The following is a 20,116-nucleotide window of genomic DNA, read 5'->3' as shown; positions in this document are numbered from 1 at the left end:
TATGAGATGATTCAGTTGAACCCGTTTAAAATAAAAGTGATTAGTACATTATCGCTAATCACTTTTGTGATGATTTGGCAGCTTGTGTGTACATTTAAACTTGTCTCACCAATTTTGTTGCCCTCTCCTCTACAGATTTTAGATACCGTTTTAGATTTATTTAAAAACGGTTACCGTGATGCTCCTTTTTACCAACACATTTTAGTAAGTACGGCGCGTGCATTCTTTGCATTCTTCGTTGCAATCATTATTGGTGTGCCTTTGGGATTATTAATGGGTCGTCGCCCTGTACTTAATGCCGTTTTAGATCCATTTGTACAATTCTTACGCCCTATTCCCAAAATTGCCCTCATTCCATTAGTTGTTGTGTGGCTAGGGATTGGCGAGGAATCTAAGTTTTTCCTTATTTTTATTGCGACTTTGCTTAGTGTCATTGTGGGTGCAACAGCTGCAAGCCAAAACGTTCCATATGGTTTGATTCAAGCAGCACAAACGATGGGCCTAAGAAAAACAGCAATATTATTTCGTGTCATTTTACCCTCTTCGCTTCCTGAGATTTTCACCACCATTCGTTTATCTATTGGCATTGGTTGGACATCATTAATTGCAGCGGAAATGGTTGCAGCAACTTCTGGTTTAGGCTGGATGATTATTAATGCCGGCTCTTATTTGCGTACAGATGTTGTGATTGTCGGAATTATTTTACTTGGAACAATTGGCTTTATTTTAGATTGGCTCATTGTGAAAGCACAGCAAAAATGGGCCCCTTGGACAGGAAAAGCATAATGACTCAACCATTTATTGAGCTAAATAATGTTCAGAAAATATTTAAACAAAACAAAACGGAAAATACGGTCTTAGAAGATATTAATCTGAAAATTACTGAAGGTCAGTTTGTTTGCTTACTTGGGCCTTCTGGCTGTGGTAAATCAACTATTTTGAACTTACTTGCTGGTTTTGAAAAACCAACTTTAGGTGACATTTATGTAGATGGTCAAACCATCTCAGCACCGGGCGTTGACCGAGCTGTTGTATTTCAACAGGCTCAGTTATTTCCTTGGCTCACAGTAAAAGAAAATATTCAATTTCCACTTAAACAATCAAAAGCTGAAGCTAAATATATTGCTGAGCAAACTGAATACTATTTAGAAAAAACGGGCTTGAAGAAATTCGAAAATCATCGAATTTGGCAAATCTCAGGTGGTATGAAGCAACGTGTTGCCCTTGCCCGTGCGTGGGTTATGAAGCCAAAGATTTTATTGATGGATGAACCTTTTGGGGCTTTAGATGCTCAAACACGTATTTTGATGCAGGAAACACTGACTCAGCTTTGGCAAGACAATAAAACTACCGTTTTATTTGTTACTCACGATATTGATGAATCTCTACTTTTAGCAGATCGCATTATTTTAATGGCAGGCCATCCTGGGCGTATTGCTGAAGATATTCAAGTGAATTTACCCCGTGCGCGCAGCATTGAAAATATTGCGCCACAGCAAGAATTTATTGAAACCAAAAAACATATTTTAGAAATTATGCGCAAAGAAGTAAGTCGCATGATTGATTACATACATTAAATTTTTAGGACATTATTATGTTATTAAGTCATTTGCCGCGTGTTCAACTTGTTCATGCACCTACTCCTCTAGAGCTTTTACCCAATTTAACTAAAACGTTAAATGGTCCCCAGATTTACATCAAACGAGACGATGCTACAGGGCTGGCTACAGGCGGTAATAAAACCCGCAAATTAGAATTTTTAATTGGTGATGCACTTGCAAAAGGTGCAACCCATGTACTCACTCAAGGTGCAACTCAATCTAACCATGTTCGCCAAACGATTGCGGCAGCAAATAAATTTGGCTTAAAAGCATCTGTTTTACTCGAACAACGCGTTAGTGATGGTACAGATGAATATTACAATAACGGAAACTTATTGTTGGACAAGATTTTAGGTGCAACATCAATTGAAGTTGTTGCGGGTGGCACAGACATGGTTGCGGCTTTAGAAGCCAAAGCAAAAGAATTAGAACTACAAGGTGATCGCCCGTATATTATTCCGGGTGGTGGCTCAAACGCTATTGGTGCTTTAGGTTATGTATCAACAGCAATTGAATTAATCAACCAACTTAACCAGATTCAACTCGCTCCGACTCATCTTGTACATGCAACAGGTAGCACGGGTACTCAAGCTGGCCTCTTAGCGGGTATTGCGGCAACTCACTCAAACTTACCAGTACTCGGTATTAGTGTTCGTGCTGAAAAATCTAAACAAGAAGAAAATGTTTATAAACTTACTCGCGCAACTTTAGAGCATCTTGGTTTAAGCGCAGATCTTATTGCCCGTGAAAAAGTGATTGCAAATAGTGACTATGTTGGCGATGGCTATGGTATTCCAACTGATAGCATGGTTGAAGCAGTTGAACTTCTGGCTCAAACTGAAGGTATTTTGCTTGACCCTGTTTACTCGGGTAAAGGTTTTGCGGGCTTAGTCGACCTCATTCGTCAAGGTCATTTCACTAAAGATGACAAAGTGATCTTCCTTCATACAGGCGGTGCCGTAGGCTTATTCGGTTATCGTAAAACCTTCTCTAAAAAAGATGCATACCGTTTGTAAGATGACTGAATTTTCACAACTCCCCATCCTTGGAATTTTGGGTGGTATGGGACCGGGCGCTGCTGTTGATTTTCAACAGCGTCTGCTCGATGCAAGCCCTGCCACTAAAGATCAGGAACATATTCCAACAATCGCTTGGAATCATGGTGGTATTCCTGACCGACAACTTGCACTTAGAAACTTAGGTGAAAGCCCTTTAAATGCAATGATACATGGACTAAAAATTTTAGAGCGTAGTGGCGTTTCTAAAATCGCAATTCCATGTAATACCGCGCACTTCTGGCATTCTGACTTACAGCAACATACCCATATTAAAATCTTAAATATGGTTGAAATTACGGTGCAACAGATTTTAAAGAACTATCAATCTGGTGATAAGGTTGGAATATTGGCAACTAAAGGTGCCCTTTCTACTCAGTTGTATCAACTTGAGTTAAGCAAGCATCACATCCCTTTTGTCATTAATTCAGATGAAGAGATAGAACAGGAATTTATGCCGGCTGTTTATGCTGTAAAACGCAATGAATCGGCTAAAGCGGGTAGCGTTTTTCAAGAATTAAGCCAAAGACTCATAGATAAAGGTGCTGGTTCGATTATTTTAGCTTGTACAGAAATTCCGATTGGATTACATGCAATCCAATCTCCAATTTTAGATGTGAGCTTTGATACCACACAAATTTTGGCGGATGCTTGTGTAAATTGGTTTTATCGAAATACGCAACTCTAAAATGATGTTCTCCAAATCTAAAAAGCTGAATAATTGGTCGGAACCAAACGTGGTATCGAATTAAATAAGCTTTGAGGTCTTTAAAAAACTTTATTTATAAATTGCATGGTTTTTTGACTTAATCCTTTATCTTAAGAGCCATGCAATTTTTTCCAAATCTTCTAAATATTCTTAACATTTTTTAAAATATTCTCGAGGTGTTACACCAAAAGCCTTTTTGAATGCATGGCTAAAATGTGAAAAATCAGTAAAACCATAATCTAAAGCTACTTCAGAAATGCTAGCCACCCGACCACTTTTTAGCGCATCACGACTTGCTATTAAACGTTCAGACCAAATGACTGACATGACTGTCTTTTGATGTCTTGCAAATGCCCTACTCAATGTTCGTGTTGATACACAATGTGCTTGTGCAATCTTTTCTAAGTTAAGTTCAGGATTTTGTAAATTTCTTAAAATAAAACTCATCGCTTTACTATACAAATCCCGTTCGATATTTACCTTCGCAATATCCTGTACTTCTAAACTTAATACCAATAACTCTAAAGCTGATTTAGTAAAGCGTTCAGCAAAATCTATGTTGGAAAAATCAAATGTTTGATCTACTGATTGTCGTAGCATCTCACGCAAAGGAATAATTCCAGGCCGAGTTTCATCCAAAACTTGAGCAGTTAAATGTTCAATATTAGGCACACGATTGATTAATAAATAACGAGGAATTCGGATTAAGTGATTTTTGCTTCCAGCCAAATTGAACTGAAAGGTTTGTGCAGCATCGTATAGCATGAGGCTATTATTTCGGTATTGTGTTGTTCTGCCACCTTGGGCTAATTGTCCACAACCATTTTCCATAAATCCAAGCCACAAATCATCATTTGGCCCAAACCGTAGATGCTTTTCAGTGCGTTCCCAAAAGTGCATAGTTGATGAAATAGTGCATATATCTATCAAACCAAGATGACGTACACTTAATTCACCATTAAAAGATTTTTCATCTTCAGGCTTGCTTTGAGCTGGAATACAGTGCCGTAACACAACATCGTTCCAATATTCGAAACGTTCAGATGCATTTATATCTTGAGTTGAATAATGAATCGGATTTAATGACTGATAATGATTCATGGCAATTTAATCCCTTATACGACTACGCAAGATGTCAAAAAATAGGTCTTGCTTTTATCAAGCAACTTTCATACCACTACTCTTCTGTTATCTCTTTGCACAGTTAAAGTCTTTTCCATAAGACTCGTTTGTTTTATTCATCTACTTATACTTTTTTAGATGCTGATAGAGCAATCCTGCAACATCAACAGCTCACTATAAATTAAACGATATATTTTTTTTGATCAAATTAAAACCTGTCTTTTTTAAACAAGCGATTGTCCATTCTGACCAAGTTTCGTTTTATGCCTTGCGTAATATCAATATAACGACGGTACTCCCCCAACATAAACAACCGTTAAAACAACGCCTAATTGTTTTGATTAAGGCAATACGAATTTTGCGATTGAAACACTGCAATAAGAGATGTAGGAGAAAGGAAATGGAATCAGCAATCGACAAACATCTAAAATGTCCTCGCACACTAAGCCGCCGTATTCATGATGAATATGAACCCCCATTTGCCATGTGGGTAGCTCGGGCTGATGCTGATCTTCAGCAGGTTGTGATGGCTTATTTAGGTATACAGTTTAAACCTGACCAAAAAGCTGCGGCTGTAAAAGCGATGCAGCACATCGTAAAAAGTTTTGGTTTAGAAAACGGACCATTAAACCACGATATAACACATCATACTGATAATCAGAACTATGAAAATTATATTGTAGTGGGTTACTGGCGTGATCCCGCTGCCTACTGTCAATGGGCACGTTTAGCAGAGGTCAATGACTGGTGGAATTCAGATGAACGTCTAAATGATGGCATCGGTTATTTTCGTGAAATTGTTTCGCCACGGGCTGAACAATTTGAAACCTTATATGCGTTTAAAGAAGATTTGCCGGGTGTAGGCGCTGTTATGGATAGTATCAGTGATGATATTCAAGAACATGGATATTGGGGATCTGCACGAGAGCGCTTTCCGGTTTCACAGACAGATCGCATGTTAGCTAATGGTGAATTAACTATACTTTCAGGTGATCCTCAAAAAGGTGGACGTGTTGTCGTACAGGGCCATGACAATATTACGTTAATCCGCTCTGGTCAGGACTGGGTCAATGCAGATGAACAAGAAAGAGCATTATATTTTAATGAAATGCTTCCTTCATTGCAGGATGGCATGGATTTCCTTCGCGATGAAGGCCAATCTGTAGGATGCTATAGCAACCGCTTTGTTCGGAATGTTGATCTTGATGGTAACTTACTTGATATCGCTTACGATATAGGTTACTGGCGCTCATTAGATAAACTAGAACGTTGGGCAGAATCACATCCCACACATCTCAGAATTTTTACCACTTTTTTCAAAGTTGTTACTGGCTTACAAAACTTGCGTCTTTATCATGAAGTTTCAGTCAGTGATGCCAAACATCAAATATTTGAATACATCAATTGCCACTCCCAAACAGGCATGATGCGGGACGCACAAACGCCCTAAATAACCCTAAAAATTATTTTATTTCACAAGAATACAGGCACAGTCTGACTGTACTCATGGCTGGTTATTGCCTAAAGGAAATGCAAATGAATTCAAAATATTATAAATATTACATGATGTTAATAGCCCTACTGGCTGCATATGCTGAAACACATGGGGCTGAAGTGATGCCAGGTGACTATGAGCAAGCTCCCGGCGGCCTAACTCTCGGTGCAATATATTATCAACATGCCACGACCGATGCACTTTATAGCAATGGTTCAACTGCCGCAAAAGATATGAAAGTCGAATCAAACATAGGAATCGCAAGGATGATCCATGTATTCGAACTCAGCGATCGCGTCACAATTGAGCCACAGTTCTTATTACCCTTTGGTCGCGTTGAAGGTAAAGACAATGCCAGCGGACTTGGGAGCACCTCTGGTATAGGAGATCTTGTTTTAACCGCTCCTGTCCGCTATCGCTTAAATGATGCTAAAGATGTTCTTGCAGGAACGCTTTATATTAATGCTCCGACCGGAGATTACGACAATGATAAACCGTTAAATTTGGGGAGTAATCGCTGGAAACTCGATCTACAGGGTGCATATGTTAAGCATTTCACACCAAACTGGGCATTAGATCTGGTGGGTGATGTGGTGTTTTACACCAATAACGATAATTACGGAGCAAATTCTGACACCCTTAAACAGGATATCTCGTTTGAAACACAAGTCATGGGACGCTATATGCCAAATGCCACAACCTCTCTGGGATTAGGCATCGGTCATAACTGGGGTGGTGAAACTAAAATCAATAATGTTTCACAGGATGATTCCACCCAAACCACCAACATTCGCTTTGCTATTAGCAAATTTATGACGCCTAAAGACCAGTTCGTCGTGCAGCTGGGACGTGATCTTTCAGTGGAAAATGGCCTGAAAGAAGATTTCCGTTTGAACTTGCGTTATTTACGCATTTTTTAAAAGTTAGCCCCTATCAGGATAACTGCTCATGTTGTCCTTTTTGAACAAATGTCTGGCGCTTTAAATCAAGTTTTCAAGAAAAGAACAGACTAATTTAAAACATATCTTCAGTCAGAATAATAAGTGACGGGTAAAAAATTATGGCAATTCAAAGACCAACTATCGACGATTTAAAACAGATTGCAAACAACCTGCACATGCAGTTGACTGACGCAGAAGCCGAGGAATATCTAAGTGTTATGCAAGCAAATTTTGATGCATACGATTTGATTGATGAACTGGCTGATGAAATTCCAGAAGTCCACTACCCACGTACTCAACTTTATCGTCCTGACGTAACCGAAAATCATCTCAATGCATGGTATTACAAAACTGAAGTTAAAGGTGCCACCACTGGAAAACTTGCAGGAAAAACCGTTGCTCTGAAAGATAATGTCTCACTTGCTCACGTTCCAATGATGAATGGTTCATCCACATTGGAAGGTTTCATCCCAGAATATGATGCCACTGTCGTTACTCGTATGCTTGATGAAGGTGCTACGATTTTAGGTAAAGCGACTTGTGAACATTTCTGTTTATCGGGTGGCAGCCACACCTCAGACCCTGCCCCAGTACACAATCCATATCGTCACGGCTATTGTGCAGGTGGTTCATCATCTGGGAGTGCTGCACTTGTTTCAAACGGCGATGTTGATTTAGCAATTGCTTGCGATCAAGGCGGCTCAATCCGTATTCCGGCTGCTTTTTGTGGTGTTTATGGGATGAAACCCACCCATGGACTGGTTCCATATAGCGGGATTATGCCTATTGAAAATACGATTGATCATGCAGGGCCAATAAGCCGTTCGGTTCAAGATAATGCACTACTGCTTGAAGTCATCGCAGGCATCGATGGGCTGGATCCACGTCAATATGCTGTTCATGTTGAAAACTACACAAGTTATTTAGATCGTGGTGTGAAGGGTTTAAAAATCGGTATTGTTAAGGAAGGCTTTGCTCTACCCAATATGGACTTAAGAGTGGCAGACAAAGTCCGCCAAGCCGCAGCGGAGTTTGAAAAACTCGGTGCAATTGTTGAAGAAATCTCTTTACCTGAACATCAACTCGCAGGTGCATTATGGACACCGATCGGCTGTGAAGGCCTGACTGCACAAATGATGCATGGGAATGGCATGGGCTTCAACTGGGAAGGCTTATACGATGTCAAACTACTCGATAAACATAAAGACTGGCGCCAAAAAGCCGATCAACTTTCTCCAACATTAAAAGTCTGTATGTTTGTGGGCGAATACGGCATTCGAAACTATTCAGGTCGTTACTACGCTAAAGCACAAAATATTGTAAGACGTGCCCGTGCAGGTTATGACCGGAAATTGGCTGAATACGATCTGTTATTAATGCCAACTCTCCCTATTGTTGCCCAACCTCTGCCTGACTCAGATTGTTCATTAACTGAATATATTACCCGTGCATTTGAAATGATTGGAAATACAGCACCACAAGATATTACGGGCCATCCAGCGATGAGTGTTCCATGCGGTCTCGTAGATGATCTACCTGTTGGCATGATGCTCATCGGACGTCACTTTAACGAAGGCACGATTTATCAAGCAGCAGCAGCTTTTGAAGCAGCCGTTGACTGGAAAACTTTTTAAGCGAAATCAAAACGTTCATTCAATCAAACCATTTCTTCATGAATATGGTTCGTTGAAACTCATCTCTACCAAGGAGTATTACACGTGAGTACATCTGTTTCTAAAACATCAAACTCCACCCCAGGCGAGAGAGCATGGGCATTACACAAAGTGCTGAGCAATAAAGGATTAATACCAGAAGGATTTATTGAAGGTTTAACTGATCTGCTTGCCAATAAATTTGATCCGGCTAACGGCGCTCATGTGGTTGCTAAAGCGTGGGCTGACCCAGCCTATCGCGAGCTTTTATTAAGTAATGGTACAGCAGCCTGTGAAATGTTTGGTTATACCGGCCCGCAGGGAGAATATATTATTGCCCTTGAAGATACACCAACAATCAAAAATGTGATTGTTTGCAGCCTTTGTTCTTGCACTAACTGGCCCGTGTTGGGCTTACCACCAGAATGGTACAAGAGTTTTGAATTTCGGGCGCGATTAGTGCGTGAAGGTCGCACAGTACTAAAAGAACTGGGCACCGAATTACCCGAAGATATCAAAATTAAAGTATGGGATACCTCTGCCGAAACACGCTATCTGGTATTACCAATGCGTCCTGAAGGAACTGAGCATATGACTGAAGAAGAACTTCAAAAGCTCATCACAAAGGACGTACTTATTGGTGTTGCCTTACCAAAATTGCCTTAGTTTTTAGTAACGCTTTATCAACTATATAGTGGAGTAATGATAATGGATGGTTTTCATGATTTAGGTGGTATGCAAGGTTTTGGCCCAATTGATCACCAAATTAATAGTAAAAGTTACAAACCTGTATTTAAAAAAGACTGGGAACACCTCGCCTACACATTAATGTTTCTAGGTGCCGGACATCTAAATAAATTTAATATTGATCAGATTCGTCATGCTGTGGAACGTATTGGATTACGGCAACATGTTGGGACTGAATATTACGAGCGTTATGTGATTGCAACAGCAACTCTGCTCACAGAAACTGGTGTGATTACACAAGAAGAACTGGATGAAGCTTTAGGTTCTCATTTTCAGCTCGCCAATCCACACCATTCAAATGGCCGCGCAGCAATTTCAGGACGTCCACCATTTGAAGTTGGAGACTTGGTTACAGTCCGCGATGAATATATTTCCGGTCATATTCGTGTACCTGCTTATGTAAGAGGAAAAACAGGTGTTGTCCTTCACCGCACCACAGAAAAATGGCCATTTCCAGATGCTGCGGGTCATGGTCATTCCGATGCATTACCACAACCAACTTATCATGTGGAATTTACAACACAGGAATTATGGGGAGATGCAACTCTTGAAGGTTCTGTAGTCGTTGATTTATTTGAAAGCTATTTGGACAAAGCTCAGGCCTCTTCTTAACCTGATTTTCTATATTCATTATCACGAACTGATGAGATCTTACATGACAGCAATATCATTAAAATCAGAATTTGAACTTAATTCCTCTCGTATTCCTGTGACTGTTTTATCTGGCTTTTTAGGTTCAGGCAAAACCACCCTACTCAACTATATTCTGAATCATCAGCAGAATATGAAAGTAGCAGTAATCGTCAATGATATGAGTGAAATTAATATTGATGTTGAAGATGTGCGTCGTCATGTAGATCTCAGTCGTGGTACTGATCAATTGATTGAAATGAGCAACGGATGTATCTGTTGTACATTAAGAGCCGATTTACTCGAACAAATTAGTACAATCGCACGCAAAGCAGAGTTTGACTATATTTTAATTGAATCAACAGGTATTTCAGAGCCCATGCCTGTTGCCGAAACTTTTGCTTTTCTTGATCAAAATGGTTTTAGCTTAAGTGAACTGGCCCGCTTGGATACGCTGGTCACTGTAGTAAATGGCGAAAACTTTGCTCAAATGATTCAATCAAATGACGAAGTAGAGACAGCTCATCAAGATGAACAGTTACCGACAACACGCCCTTTATCTGATCTATTGATCGAACAAGTTGAATATGCAAATGTTATTTTAGTCAGTCGTGTTGATGTGATTGGACAAGAACAATTTTATCAATTGCGATCACTACTCACTGAGCTTAACCCAGCAGCAGAAATTTTTCCCATGTCCTTTGGTGAAATTGATCTCGAAAAAATTCTAAATACTCATAAATTCAATTTGCCTGATTTGGTGAAATCTCCAGGATGGATGAAACATATGGATCCGAATGAAAATATTCATTCTGAATCTGAAAATTATGGTATTTCTTCATGGGTATATAGTGAACGCCTTCCCTTTCATCCTCAGCGTTTTCAGAGCTTTTTACAGCAGGCATGGAATAATGGTGCTTTATTACGTTGTAAAGGCTACATCTGGTTTGCCAACAGTTATCAGGATATTGCAATGCTGGTGCAAACAGGAAATCAATTTGCATGGGAATATGTAGGCAAATGGTGGAATTTTATTAATCAGACTGACTGGCCTCAGGATACTTATCGTCGTAATAGTATTTTTGAAAAATGGGACCAACGTACAGGCGACTGTCGACAGGAAATTGTTTTTATCGGTCAAAATATTGATTTGGAACAACTTCAGCAGCAACTTGATCAATGTTTATTAACATTAGATGAAATCGAAGACGGACCTGACGTTTGGACAGATTATTGATGTTTAATCTAAATTTTTGGACGTAAACTGGTTATTCCTATTCCCAGAAATCCTCTGATGAGTCCCTTGCTCACATTTAACCAATCAAAGTAATCACGCCACAAAATTATTTTTCCATTTTCAACTTTAAATGTACCGCATACCCAAAATCCAGCATGAAATGGTCCAATATTCACAATATCGGTACGCTCAGTGAGGACCACGTTCCCTTTAGCAACAATTTGATGATTTTTAACTTGTAATTTTCTTGTGCGGCTAAGCGCAAGCTTTATTAGACCAGCGACCCTTTTTCCACCTTTAAATGTCGGTAAAGAAACATTGGTATAAAGGATGTCGGGATGGAGCAATTCACTGATCGTGACATGATCTTGTTCCACTAGTGCGTTTAGAAATCGTTCAACGATTTCTTCAGATTGCGCTTGAATATTATTTACATCAGCACTTAAGGTTGGTTTCATTTCAGGTCCTGTTCTAAAAATTTAAATTTTGAGGTCTAAACGCTGTTGCCAAAGGTTTTCTAACGTTTTGGTATCGTGGTCAAAAGGATGGAAATCAGGTCGGTAATAATCTAAAAAATCTTTAACGGTTTGTAGTGTCAGTAATCCTTGACTACCGACTGCTTTTTTAAAAAATTTAGCGATGCCATTTAAAGAAAGTACTTGATCTGCTTTGAGTAATCTTCGTGTGTTATTTGCAATTAAGAACAGTAAAATGCTTCCTGCAAATGTCATATAAAAAATACGTGATAAATATCCCCCGCCTGATGCGACATAAGCATCAAAAAATACTGCTTTATGTTCATTTTCTTCAACTGCATGCCATAGCCATAACTCAGCAACTGGACCTACTAAGCGATGATTCCAGTTATCATTACGCAAGAGTTCGGCACCTAAGGTTGCAGTGATATGTTCAATTGCACAACCAACCGACATGATATGCATAGTTGGTAATATTTTTTGCATTAGGGCATATAAGGCTTTAACTTCATTCTGTAGCTCATTGATATTGATTTGCTGTTCATCTGCATAACGGTTAAATGCCAAATGCTCTTTAGCATGCATCGCTTCTTGTCCAATAAAAGCACTTATTTCCGCTTGCAGCGCAGCATCATCAATTTTGTCCCGAATATTTCTCAAAGCCTCAATCAACATTAATTCTCCTTGGGGAAAAATAGCTGACATTGCATTCATTAAATGCGTGCAATAAGCGTCATTATCAAACCAATAGCGCTTTGAACTGGTGAAATCAAAACTTAATCGTCTGACTGGAAAAGAAGCTTTCAGGCGATGGGCTATGGAAGATGGTTTAGGTTTAATGGCTTCAAGCGTAGACATAATTATTCCAATTACAAAAGTACCAATTAGTTCTTTTGTAGATTGCTTTATATTTCTAGTCAATAGTTATTTTTCATCCAATTGAAATTCATATATTTATTTCAAGAGCTCAATGTTTTAAAAAAACAATCTTGAGCCAAAAAGCGGTTAGTGATAGTTTTAGCAAGATTTCAAATTTTAGAAGAATTAGTGTGGAAAAACTCTCTGGCGCTTACGATACTCAAGCAGCGGGCTTACCCAGAGGTCGTACTAGCCTGTTAACCGAAGAAACACGTGAAAAGCAGCGCCGACGTTTGGTTAAAGCAGCCATCAGTGCATTTGCAGAAAAAGGGTTTGCTGCCACAACCATTACAGACATTGTAAAAAGAGCACGAGTATCGAAGCAGGCCTTTTATGAAATTTTTGAGAACAAAGAAGATTGTTTTCTAGCAGCGGATGATTTAGGTAGAAAAGCTTTATTTGAGCAAGTTCTCTCTGATATTAAACTTGAAGGTATTCATGCAGATCAATGGATTAGATCCTCTGTCCGCGCCTATTTGCAACTTTGTAATAGTGAACAAGACTTCACCAAGGCTTGGGCAATCGAGTTCCCAAATGCGGGAAGTCGCTGTCTAGAACAACGTAATTTGTTTTTCGCAGAGTTAGGAAAAAGACTAAAATCTATACATAACGTCATTAAAATGAATCACCCCGAACAATGGGTAAGTGTCCCTGATTTATTTTATGATGCAGCTATTGGCGGCGCTTATGAAATTATTTTTCGCTATATTTGTCAAAACAAGTTTACTGAATTATTAGATCTCGAAGATGATCTCGTTAAATTCATTCAGTTTTCTATTGGATATAAACAAGTCGAAACCGATATTAGCAAATGACTGACATGACAGTTATTTAATTTCTAATATAACTATTCTTGAAGATCATAGAAGATTACTTCGATATTCTCTACACCTTATTCAACCCTGCCAAAAAACAATCCAGCACCTTTTCCCGATCAATTGCCCCATCGGAGCTTAAAAGCTGAATAATGGCCCCTTCAATCATATATAAAAATAGTTTTGCATCCTGAAAAGTCGCATCGGTTTTTAGTTTTATAAGCTGGCTATAGATTTCATTGATGAGCCACGTTCTATATTTAATGGCAACTTGATAGGCGTTTGGATAGGTCAGTTTCGTTTCAAAAATTGCTTTAAATAATAGATAGTACAGCCCCTCCAAATCAGTATGTAAAAAATACAGTTTCTTGAGTTTATCCATCGCACCCGCATCAAGACCATATTCAGCAATTGAAACTACTTTTTCTTTTAAACGTTCTTTTTGTACGATCAAACAGATTTCAACAAACCGTTCCTTAGAGTGAAAGTAGTTATAAAAAGTCGCTTTGGGAATTTCAGACTCTTGCACGATTCTATCGACCCCAACAGTGTGAAATCCGCGATGGTGAAATAAATCAATCGACTTATTGATAACTTGTATGGCACGTGTAGAAAGTACTAAATTTGGCATAGTTTTACCGTTATAAATTCTTGTTGTTTCTAAATGAGATACTTCTTTGGGAGAAAAAAAGGCACAGCAAAGCCGTAAAGACTGTGCGTGGCACATCTCAAGTTTTGTTGTTTAAATAAGTTTTTTTGAGCCGTAATGACTTAAAGCCTGAAAACCTTAGGGCATTCAAGCTGCTTTAAATTTTTAAGTTGTGTCGTTATAGACTTTGGCATTGAGAGCCAAGAAATAATGGATGTGCAAAGCCAACTCCTTTTTATTGGGAGTTCTGCCGACATTAAAATTATGGTGGCAGAACGAAGGGGGTTCGCGGACTGGCCTTAAGACTCCAGCACACCCAAGGGTGTCCCCCTCCGTTCCACCATAGAGGGGGCACGAGGGTGTACACACTAAAAGTTTAAAACCTTTAATGCCCTTAAGGGACGGTCCGCGACGACCGACTGGCAATGTAGGCCAGCAGGCAAAGGATAGTGTCCAACCCTTTTGCAGTCAAGCACACAAAATGACATTTGATTTAAATTAGATCATTAAAAAGTAAGAATAAATAATGAGTGAGTTATTGTTAAATTGGGGTTTATAAAGGGATAAATAAAACAGCCTAGTGAGAATATTTTTTTAAGCGGAATATACACAGGTGCTGTGTATATTGCCGATTTGAACCAAGAAAATAATTTACTCTTAAATTTATTTTTTCATAGGGAGTAGTAAAACAGGGTCTTCAATATCGTAACCAGTTTCTTCTGGAACCCCCAGATATTTAACGACAACTAACCTCTTATTTTGTTTAGGTACGCTATAATTTTGGGAAATTTTTATTGCTTTGGTGTAATGAACAGCAACATGGGTCTTACTTTTTAAAGACGGCGATTTTACAACATATTCTGTTTTATATTGGGTGATCTTTCCTGAAGGATCGAACCAAGCCGATACTTGATTCTGATGAGTTTTTAATATTTGAATTTTTACAGTCTTACTCTTACTTACTAGCAAAGGGGTTAAATTCTTTTTAATTTTATTTAGAGCCTTATTAAACGCTGTACTATCTTGATCATAATCAATTTTATGAGTTTTTGGATTGATATAAAGAGATTTAACTTCAATAAGTTTATCAGGCGATTTACTATTTAATAGATAATAATATAATTGTGGTAGACGTCCTCGACCATCTTCATAATGTCTTAATACATAAAGTTTTTTCTCTTTTTCCAGATAACCCAATACTTCAATCTTTTGTCCCCCACTGACAGTTGCATAACTATGTGCGGATAACGTAAAAATAGCACTAAAACTTAGAATTTTTAGAAACTTCATTAGCTGATATCCTTGTGATTTTTTAGACGGGAAAATTAATTAACGAACATAGAGTGGATCTTCTTCAACAAAAAACACTTCACCGGATGAAGGTAGAATCCATTGATAGGTTCCTTCTATTTTTTGCATTTTTTCTTTTAAAATATTATATATGGCTACAAGATCATGTTTTTCATCATATTCTCCTATATAGCCAAGCGCCTTTTCTTCATGAAAATCTCTAAACATTTTATGCATTTTTACTGCTCTCAGTTCCATATCTTTTCTCCTTTTTATTATCACTACAATTAATTATGATCTTTTTTTATTTCCAATCCTAAAAAATATGTACCAAAATATATCTTACAAAGAATTAACCCAATATTTATTGGATTTTAATATTTATCAAACCTAAACTTTTCCATATCGTATGGTATGTCTAGCTTTACGCTCCATTGGCTTGATTCTTCACTCATTATAACTGCATCAACTTCAAAAGCATCTCTCTCACTAAAACCTTTTATTTTTAAAAAATTAACAAAACTAGAAGAGTTTATTTTATTAAGATACCCTACTCTTAAAGTATCTATATATACTGCGATTTTATTTGTTTCTTTTTCGAGGCATATTACAGCATTTTTAAAGACCTTAAATCTGCCACCATTTTGGTTACCGACTAAAGTTATCAATTCTTCTTGGTATAAAATTACAATTATTTCATGTTCAAAAAAGTTTTTATTCTCTGTAAATATTTTCCCAGCTATTTTCAGGGTGCTTTCGGGGAGCTCAAGATTAACTTTAGAAAAAACTTTAAATAAAATATAAGCAAAAATAAATAAAATAAAAACTATTAGAATAAAATACATATTAAAAATATTCCTCTTAATTTTATAAATTGGCAAAAAGAATGGTTATTCTTTCTACCAACCAATTTTTTAAGAAAAAATATAATTATCTATATTATGATTTTTTCTCATTTTTATCATTTTCATTCAATTTTTCTAAATCATTTTGATCAGGAGTTTTAGGCTCAAACTCTTTACCATCTTGTTGTTGCTGTTGTTGCTCTTTTGATTTGTCTTGATCGCTTTTAACTTGGTCCTGAGACATTAGAGTCTCTCCTATTTAATGTTGTGCAGATGATTATCTAACACTTAGTTAACATAGGCCCTTTATCTTTATATAGATACAACGCAAGTGTATCTGAATGTAATACCGTTGTTTATTATCAAAATAATATAGATATTTTAACTCCCCCTACCAAATAAATATTTTAAATCTCTATATTTTCTATTATTTTAAATTTTATTAATTTCACTTTCACTTCTCAAATACAAATTTAACCCATAAAAACAATGCTATAAAACCCCCACACTCTTTAATGTAGACATGAATATTAAATTTTTATTACCCTCTATAAATAAAATAAATTTAAAATATTAATTAATTCTCACCATTAATTTAAATTTCACCATTTAAATCAACATATAAGATATCTTTTAAAAATTATTTCAATATAAAAATATATAAAGGAACATATCTCTACATACCACCCCTATAACTACCGCAATGTAACTCAGTTAAAGGTATACGATTAAGCTTCACTACTCTTATTAAGAAGTTTAAAATGTCTGACTTCAAAGACTTTTCAAAAAAAGCAACTCAAAACCAGAATGATTCCGATCCAAAACCAAATGAGGATAAAGTTGAAAAACCAGCTCAGCCATCTGAATCAGAAGACTCTTCATCAATTAAAAATAATGAAGAAAAAAATAAATAAAAAGATAAAATTTTAAATAATATGAAAGAAGTCCAATATTGGACTTCTTTCATATTATTTCTTATAAATAAATTATTTTAATTTAGGTAACTAAAAATCTCGTATTTAGTATTAATTCAACTCTTTTTTGTGCCTCATACAAGCCAAGCTCTTCACTTACCCAAAATGAATGAAGTTGTCCATCTAAATGAAAATACTCTTTATTATATTGAGAACCATGATCAGAATAATGGTTGTCTACTTTGAAATGAGTTTGATCATCCTTTCTTTTTTGACCATCAAGTATGCCGCCAATACAAATATCCATTTTAATACCAATTATTAATCGAATTTGACTATAACACACATAGACCAGTTGCTCGAAAAAGAGTTGTTACCAGTAATTTTTTTCATTATTTATCAGTATATTATGATTTTAGCGTATCTGTTTAAACTTACAGGTGATAAAAAATAAATTGTATGTCTAGAATATTTTAATAAGCAATATCAGTGTTTAATTTTCTAAATTTCATATCATTCCTAAATAACCCTTCTTTGATTAGCTAAATCTCTATATGCTGCAATGCACCACTTACAGAAAATTATTCGAATGGCCGAACAGACCCTACTACAAGAGCTTAACTCGCGTATCGAATATTACTCTACAAGAACGGACTATCCGCTACGCAGAATTTTAATAGGCTACCGTGCATACGCAAAATTAATGTTATGCTCCTCTTTCTCAGATGAGGTCATAAATTCTGCAATTGATCCAAACAAACGCAAATATAAAAAGTTAAAAATTAAAATTACTAAAGACGATAATCAACTTGATCTTGAATAAATCAATGAAATTGGCTCATTGATGAGTGTTTTGTAGACACCTGATTTAATGAGATAAAAAAGTACAATCTATTTAAAAAATAAAAAACTTTTAAATCTGGAAATGCTTACAAAAAACGGAGAAATAAGCCTCATAACCGCATGTTATGGTGCGAGCCTGTAACATGTAGATGTAAATAAAGCGACTTTATTATTCAAACCGTCTGTTATTAACACTTCATAATGCGCAAATTTTTTACTACTACCGACCTTGGTTGCCGTTGCAAATAACATCCTATCTTTCGCACCACTCATATAGCGAATATCCGCCTGTAGGCCAGTATATGGCGCATCCCCTGCATTACAAGCCATCGCAAAAGCGATATCGGCTAAAGAAAATATGACGCCACCATGCACGCCGCCCAAGGCATTCATGTGTTCGTCTTTCACATGAAGCTGGCAACGCGCTTCATCAAAACTGCGATGCAGCACTTGAACACCCAATAGCTCTGCGAATTGATCAACCGCAGTGGTTTCCATTTTTTGCACAAACGTCTCCCTACTCGTGCGAGTATTCCTTAAGTTTTATGAACTCATGTGTATTGAAATCGACTTATGAATCGTCGTTAAACACTATCTTGTTTAATCTGATAGTTTGAAGAATTAAAGTCCTTATAGGTCAGGCGGTCATCTAACTCTGAGCTTAAAGGCTGAACTTCTTGCATTGAGTTTAAGCATCGCTGTGCAAGCTCAATGTATTCTTGCGTGCCTCTGGTTTTCCACTTTTTTTCTTGTTCTGATAAATCACGTGCCACCTTGGCAGGACTACCCATTGCCAATACATTTGCCGGAATAATATCTTTGGTTTTGACCAAGCTATTTGCGCCAATAATAGTGTTTTCACCAATTTCGGCATAGTCTAAAATTACGCTGTTCATGCCGACCAAAACATTTTTTCCAATGCGGCAGCCATGTAAAGTTGTGCCATGCCCAATGTGCCCCATTTCTTCAACTAACGTCACGCTTTGCGGAAAACCATGTACGGTGCAGTTATCTTGTATATTGGCATTTTGCTTAATATGAATACGACCAAAATCGGCACGCAATGAAGCAAATGGCCCCACATATACGCCCGCTTCAATAATCACATCACCAATTAAAACAGCGGTTGGGTGTACAAAAGCCTCTGGACTTACGACTGGAATAACACCGTCAATACTATAACAAGGCATGATTTAACCTCTCATTTGTCGCAACCAAACCTCCGAAACGGCGCCAATAATGTGCTGTGGCATTTGGCATAGGCCCTTCTGCTGTTGCAGCAACAGACAAGAAGTATTCATCGGCAGGTTCAAATACTTTTTTATAAATATTCATTGATAAAGTTCGTGCACTAATCGCAGGCCAGTCAGTCGGCAACAACTCAAGCGGCAATGCAGGGTCTTTCAATAAAATCCGTCGATAATAATGAATCAGCAAAGTTCGAATTTGAAAGGCCTGAACAGGTTCGAGTTGTTCGTTTTCTTGCATCAGCAACACGCCAATTTCTCTAAAAATATCGAGAAACTGTAAATATCTTTGGCGTAATTCATCGATTGGCCAGTTGGTTCTGAGCATACGACCAATGGTATCGACCGAATTATTAAAGAGCTGCAATGTTTCGGCTTTAAACACCACCACTTGCTCACTCATATTTAAGTCAACCAACAAGCGTTGCAGTTCAATACGGTTACAACCCGGATAAGCCATTAAGTTTGTTGAAATATTGGCAAATCCTAACCATTCGAGTTCTTTCTTTAGCAACGCTTTATTTTCAGTGTCGAGGCTAGACATCAGAATAAGATCCCAATAATGGTCCCACTCTTTCATCTGGTCGTTATAAATACGTTGCTCGGCCTGCAAATAAGTCGAACGGCTTGAATCGGTAATTCGATAAAAACTGGTTCTGCCGATTTTGTCTGAACATAACCAATCATTTTTAACTAAACGAAAAACAGAGGTTCTTACAGCACGGTCATTAAAACCAAACAGCTCTAATAACTGAATCAGGCTCGCAAGACTAATGTTTCCACCCCGATGAAGTACTGAATCTCCAAAAATTGTCGAAATAAGCGAAGTTCCACTTAAGGTTTCATTCTTTACAACAGAATCAATTATTTGCTGTATTTTTGCACTCATACTCATGTCTTGGTGTTTAGTTTCAGGGTATAGATTCTATA

25 protein-coding genes are annotated in these 20,116 nt (G+C 37.4%); 13 read left to right on the top strand and 12 right to left on the bottom strand.

Annotated elements, in window-relative coordinates; all coding sequences use genetic code 11:
• The first annotated feature begins 6 nt into the window (after positions 1-6).
• The 4 genes from BMW38_RS00245 to BMW38_RS00230 are packed head-to-tail and all read left to right on the top strand — an operon-like array spanning position 7 to position 3,344.
• Positions 7-786 carry an ABC transporter permease gene (locus BMW38_RS00245; RefSeq protein WP_092705365.1) on the top strand — a complete coding sequence of 260 codons (780 nt, stop codon included), beginning with the start codon at positions 7-9 and terminating at the stop codon, positions 784-786.
• Positions 786-1,577: an ABC transporter ATP-binding protein gene (locus tag BMW38_RS00240; protein ID WP_092705364.1), complete on the top strand. Its 792-nt coding sequence runs from the start codon at positions 786-788 to the stop codon at positions 1,575-1,577. The genes BMW38_RS00245 and BMW38_RS00240 overlap by 1 nt, the downstream gene beginning before the upstream one ends.
• Positions 1,578-1,594: 17 nt before the next feature.
• The gene (locus BMW38_RS00235) at positions 1,595-2,617 is read left to right on the top strand and encodes a D-cysteine desulfhydrase (protein ID WP_092705363.1); all 1,023 of its coding nucleotides are present in this window, start codon (positions 1,595-1,597) and stop codon (positions 2,615-2,617) included.
• A 1-nt stretch (position 2,618) separates the two neighbouring features.
• Positions 2,619-3,344 carry an aspartate/glutamate racemase family protein gene (locus BMW38_RS00230; RefSeq protein WP_092705362.1) on the top strand — a complete coding sequence of 242 codons (726 nt, stop codon included), beginning with the start codon at positions 2,619-2,621 and terminating at the stop codon, positions 3,342-3,344.
• A gap of 171 nt (positions 3,345-3,515) precedes the next feature.
• Here BMW38_RS00230 and BMW38_RS00225 read toward each other — a convergent pair whose 3' ends face one another.
• The gene (locus BMW38_RS00225) at positions 3,516-4,466 is read right to left on the bottom strand and encodes an AraC family transcriptional regulator (RefSeq protein WP_092705361.1); all 951 of its coding nucleotides are present in this window, start codon (positions 4,464-4,466) and stop codon (positions 3,516-3,518) included.
• Between the two features lie 421 nt (positions 4,467-4,887).
• Here BMW38_RS00225 and BMW38_RS00220 point away from each other — a divergent pair, with 421 nt between their 5' ends.
• From BMW38_RS00220 to BMW38_RS00195, 6 genes are all read left to right on the top strand, one after another.
• On the top strand, positions 4,888-5,937 hold the full coding sequence (locus tag BMW38_RS00220) for an aliphatic aldoxime dehydratase (RefSeq protein WP_092705360.1): 1,050 nt from the start codon (positions 4,888-4,890) through the stop codon (positions 5,935-5,937).
• A gap of 86 nt (positions 5,938-6,023) precedes the next feature.
• Positions 6,024-6,902, top strand: coding sequence for a transporter (locus BMW38_RS00215; RefSeq protein WP_092705359.1), 879 nt, complete (start codon positions 6,024-6,026; stop codon positions 6,900-6,902).
• Positions 6,903-7,042: 140 nt separating this feature from the next.
• Positions 7,043-8,557 (top strand): amidase, encoded by a 1,515-nt coding sequence (locus BMW38_RS00210; protein WP_092705358.1) that lies wholly within the window; start codon positions 7,043-7,045, stop codon positions 8,555-8,557.
• An 84-nt stretch (positions 8,558-8,641) separates the two neighbouring features.
• A complete protein-coding gene (gene nthA, locus BMW38_RS00205) occupies positions 8,642-9,241 on the top strand; it encodes a nitrile hydratase subunit alpha (RefSeq protein WP_092705357.1) in 600 nt (199 codons plus the stop codon).
• Between the two features lie 42 nt (positions 9,242-9,283).
• Positions 9,284-9,934 carry a nitrile hydratase subunit beta gene (gene nthB / locus BMW38_RS00200; protein WP_092705356.1) on the top strand — a complete coding sequence of 217 codons (651 nt, stop codon included), beginning with the start codon at positions 9,284-9,286 and terminating at the stop codon, positions 9,932-9,934.
• Positions 9,935-9,977: 43 nt separating this feature from the next.
• Positions 9,978-11,189, top strand: a complete 1,212-nt coding sequence (locus BMW38_RS00195) for a GTP-binding protein (RefSeq protein ID WP_092705355.1) — start codon at positions 9,978-9,980, stop codon at positions 11,187-11,189.
• 8 nt (positions 11,190-11,197) lie between these two features.
• Here the strand turns inward: BMW38_RS00195 and BMW38_RS00190 are convergent, their stop codons facing one another.
• Together BMW38_RS00190 and BMW38_RS00185 are read right to left on the bottom strand one after the other, a co-directional pair.
• Complete coding sequence (locus BMW38_RS00190; RefSeq protein WP_092705354.1) at positions 11,198-11,647, bottom strand: limonene-1,2-epoxide hydrolase family protein; 450 nt, start codon at positions 11,645-11,647, stop codon at positions 11,198-11,200.
• 21 nt (positions 11,648-11,668) lie between these two features.
• Positions 11,669-12,523, bottom strand: coding sequence for a metal-dependent hydrolase (locus BMW38_RS00185; RefSeq protein WP_092705353.1), 855 nt, complete (start codon positions 12,521-12,523; stop codon positions 11,669-11,671).
• Between the two features lie 191 nt (positions 12,524-12,714).
• Here BMW38_RS00185 and BMW38_RS00180 point away from each other — a divergent pair, with 191 nt between their 5' ends.
• Entirely contained in the window at positions 12,715-13,398 is a 684-nt protein-coding gene (locus BMW38_RS00180) for a TetR/AcrR family transcriptional regulator (RefSeq protein ID WP_092705352.1), read from the top strand.
• A gap of 70 nt (positions 13,399-13,468) precedes the next feature.
• On the opposite strand, the gene BMW38_RS00175 is transcribed toward BMW38_RS00180, so the two are convergent.
• The 5 genes from BMW38_RS00175 to BMW38_RS00150 all read right to left on the bottom strand — a co-directional run bounded on the left by BMW38_RS00175 (position 13,469) and on the right by BMW38_RS00150 (position 16,426).
• Positions 13,469-14,029, bottom strand: coding sequence for a TetR/AcrR family transcriptional regulator (locus tag BMW38_RS00175; protein ID WP_092705351.1), 561 nt, complete (start codon positions 14,027-14,029; stop codon positions 13,469-13,471).
• Between the two features lie 681 nt (positions 14,030-14,710).
• Positions 14,711-15,337, bottom strand: a complete 627-nt coding sequence (locus tag BMW38_RS00165) for a hypothetical protein (protein WP_213031069.1) — start codon at positions 15,335-15,337, stop codon at positions 14,711-14,713.
• Between the two features lie 39 nt (positions 15,338-15,376).
• Positions 15,377-15,565, bottom strand: a complete 189-nt coding sequence (locus BMW38_RS00160) for a hypothetical protein (RefSeq protein ID WP_092706060.1) — start codon at positions 15,563-15,565, stop codon at positions 15,377-15,379.
• A gap of 146 nt (positions 15,566-15,711) precedes the next feature.
• Positions 15,712-16,182 carry a hypothetical protein gene (locus tag BMW38_RS00155; protein WP_092705350.1) on the bottom strand — a complete coding sequence of 157 codons (471 nt, stop codon included), beginning with the start codon at positions 16,180-16,182 and terminating at the stop codon, positions 15,712-15,714.
• Positions 16,183-16,276: 94 nt separating this feature from the next.
• On the bottom strand, positions 16,277-16,426 hold the full coding sequence (locus BMW38_RS00150; protein WP_092705349.1) for a hypothetical protein: 150 nt from the start codon (positions 16,424-16,426) through the stop codon (positions 16,277-16,279).
• A 517-nt stretch (positions 16,427-16,943) separates the two neighbouring features.
• Here BMW38_RS00150 and BMW38_RS19395 point away from each other — a divergent pair.
• Positions 16,944-17,096, top strand: coding sequence for a hypothetical protein (locus tag BMW38_RS19395; protein WP_092705348.1), 153 nt, complete (start codon positions 16,944-16,946; stop codon positions 17,094-17,096).
• Between the two features lie 82 nt (positions 17,097-17,178).
• Here BMW38_RS19395 and BMW38_RS00140 read toward each other — a convergent pair whose 3' ends face one another.
• On the bottom strand, positions 17,179-17,403 hold the full coding sequence (locus BMW38_RS00140) for a hypothetical protein (RefSeq protein ID WP_092705347.1): 225 nt from the start codon (positions 17,401-17,403) through the stop codon (positions 17,179-17,181).
• A gap of 282 nt (positions 17,404-17,685) precedes the next feature.
• Here BMW38_RS00140 and BMW38_RS19450 point away from each other — a divergent pair, with 282 nt between their 5' ends.
• On the top strand, positions 17,686-17,919 hold the full coding sequence (locus BMW38_RS19450; protein ID WP_199990904.1) for a hypothetical protein: 234 nt from the start codon (positions 17,686-17,688) through the stop codon (positions 17,917-17,919).
• A gap of 143 nt (positions 17,920-18,062) precedes the next feature.
• Here the strand turns inward: BMW38_RS19450 and BMW38_RS00130 are convergent, their stop codons facing one another.
• The 3 genes from BMW38_RS00130 to paaX form a co-directional block, all read right to left on the bottom strand.
• Positions 18,063-18,446: a PaaI family thioesterase gene (locus BMW38_RS00130; RefSeq protein ID WP_092705346.1), complete on the bottom strand. Its 384-nt coding sequence runs from the start codon at positions 18,444-18,446 to the stop codon at positions 18,063-18,065.
• Positions 18,447-18,523: 77 nt separating this feature from the next.
• A complete protein-coding gene (locus BMW38_RS00125; protein ID WP_031993637.1) occupies positions 18,524-19,129 on the bottom strand; it encodes a DapH/DapD/GlmU-related protein in 606 nt (201 codons plus the stop codon).
• Positions 19,116-20,081 (bottom strand): phenylacetic acid degradation operon negative regulatory protein PaaX, encoded by a 966-nt coding sequence (gene paaX / locus BMW38_RS00120; RefSeq protein ID WP_000062822.1) that lies wholly within the window; start codon positions 20,079-20,081, stop codon positions 19,116-19,118. Before paaX ends, BMW38_RS00125 begins: the two co-directional genes overlap by 14 nt.
• Between the last annotated feature and the right edge of the window lie 35 nt (positions 20,082-20,116).

It is taken from the genome of Acinetobacter sp. yr461 (genome assembly GCF_900110445.1).
GTDB lineage: Bacteria > Pseudomonadota > Gammaproteobacteria > Pseudomonadales > Moraxellaceae > Acinetobacter > Acinetobacter calcoaceticus.
Note: the sequence above shows the minus strand (reverse complement) of the source record. Positions and strands in the feature narration are given on the sequence as shown.

Excerpts from the sequence above, each read along its gene's own strand:
- BMW38_RS00245 (WP_092705365.1), top strand. The coding sequence starts at position 7 with ATGATTCAGTTGAACCCGTTTAAAATAAAAGTGATTAGTACATTATCG.
- BMW38_RS00240 (WP_092705364.1), top strand. The coding sequence starts at position 786 with ATGACTCAACCATTTATTGAGCTAAATAATGTTCAGAAAATATTTAAA.
- BMW38_RS00235 (WP_092705363.1), top strand. The coding sequence starts at position 1,595 with ATGTTATTAAGTCATTTGCCGCGTGTTCAACTTGTTCATGCACCTACT.
- BMW38_RS00230 (WP_092705362.1), top strand. The coding sequence starts at position 2,619 with ATGACTGAATTTTCACAACTCCCCATCCTTGGAATTTTGGGTGGTATG.
- BMW38_RS00225 (WP_092705361.1), bottom strand. The coding sequence starts at position 4,466 with ATGAATCATTATCAGTCATTAAATCCGATTCATTATTCAACTCAAGAT.
- BMW38_RS00220 (WP_092705360.1), top strand. The coding sequence starts at position 4,888 with ATGGAATCAGCAATCGACAAACATCTAAAATGTCCTCGCACACTAAGC.
- BMW38_RS00215 (WP_092705359.1), top strand. The coding sequence starts at position 6,024 with ATGAATTCAAAATATTATAAATATTACATGATGTTAATAGCCCTACTG.
- BMW38_RS00210 (WP_092705358.1), top strand. The coding sequence starts at position 7,043 with ATGGCAATTCAAAGACCAACTATCGACGATTTAAAACAGATTGCAAAC.
- nthB (WP_092705356.1), top strand. The coding sequence starts at position 9,284 with ATGGATGGTTTTCATGATTTAGGTGGTATGCAAGGTTTTGGCCCAATT.
- BMW38_RS00195 (WP_092705355.1), top strand. The coding sequence starts at position 9,978 with ATGACAGCAATATCATTAAAATCAGAATTTGAACTTAATTCCTCTCGT.
- BMW38_RS00190 (WP_092705354.1), bottom strand. The coding sequence starts at position 11,647 with ATGAAACCAACCTTAAGTGCTGATGTAAATAATATTCAAGCGCAATCT.
- BMW38_RS00185 (WP_092705353.1), bottom strand. The coding sequence starts at position 12,523 with ATGTCTACGCTTGAAGCCATTAAACCTAAACCATCTTCCATAGCCCAT.
- BMW38_RS00175 (WP_092705351.1), bottom strand. The coding sequence starts at position 14,029 with ATGCCAAATTTAGTACTTTCTACACGTGCCATACAAGTTATCAATAAG.
- BMW38_RS00165 (WP_213031069.1), bottom strand. The coding sequence starts at position 15,337 with ATGAAGTTTCTAAAAATTCTAAGTTTTAGTGCTATTTTTACGTTATCC.
- BMW38_RS00160 (WP_092706060.1), bottom strand. The coding sequence starts at position 15,565 with ATGTTTAGAGATTTTCATGAAGAAAAGGCGCTTGGCTATATAGGAGAA.
- BMW38_RS00155 (WP_092705350.1), bottom strand. The coding sequence starts at position 16,182 with ATGTATTTTATTCTAATAGTTTTTATTTTATTTATTTTTGCTTATATT.
- BMW38_RS00150 (WP_092705349.1), bottom strand. The coding sequence starts at position 16,426 with ATGTCTCAGGACCAAGTTAAAAGCGATCAAGACAAATCAAAAGAGCAA.
- BMW38_RS19395 (WP_092705348.1), top strand. The coding sequence starts at position 16,944 with ATGTCTGACTTCAAAGACTTTTCAAAAAAAGCAACTCAAAACCAGAAT.
- BMW38_RS00140 (WP_092705347.1), bottom strand. The coding sequence starts at position 17,403 with ATGGATATTTGTATTGGCGGCATACTTGATGGTCAAAAAAGAAAGGAT.
- BMW38_RS19450 (WP_199990904.1), top strand. The coding sequence starts at position 17,686 with ATGGCCGAACAGACCCTACTACAAGAGCTTAACTCGCGTATCGAATAT.
- BMW38_RS00125 (WP_031993637.1), bottom strand. The coding sequence starts at position 19,129 with ATGCCTTGTTATAGTATTGACGGTGTTATTCCAGTCGTAAGTCCAGAG.
- paaX (WP_000062822.1), bottom strand. The coding sequence starts at position 20,081 with ATGAGTATGAGTGCAAAAATACAGCAAATAATTGATTCTGTTGTAAAG.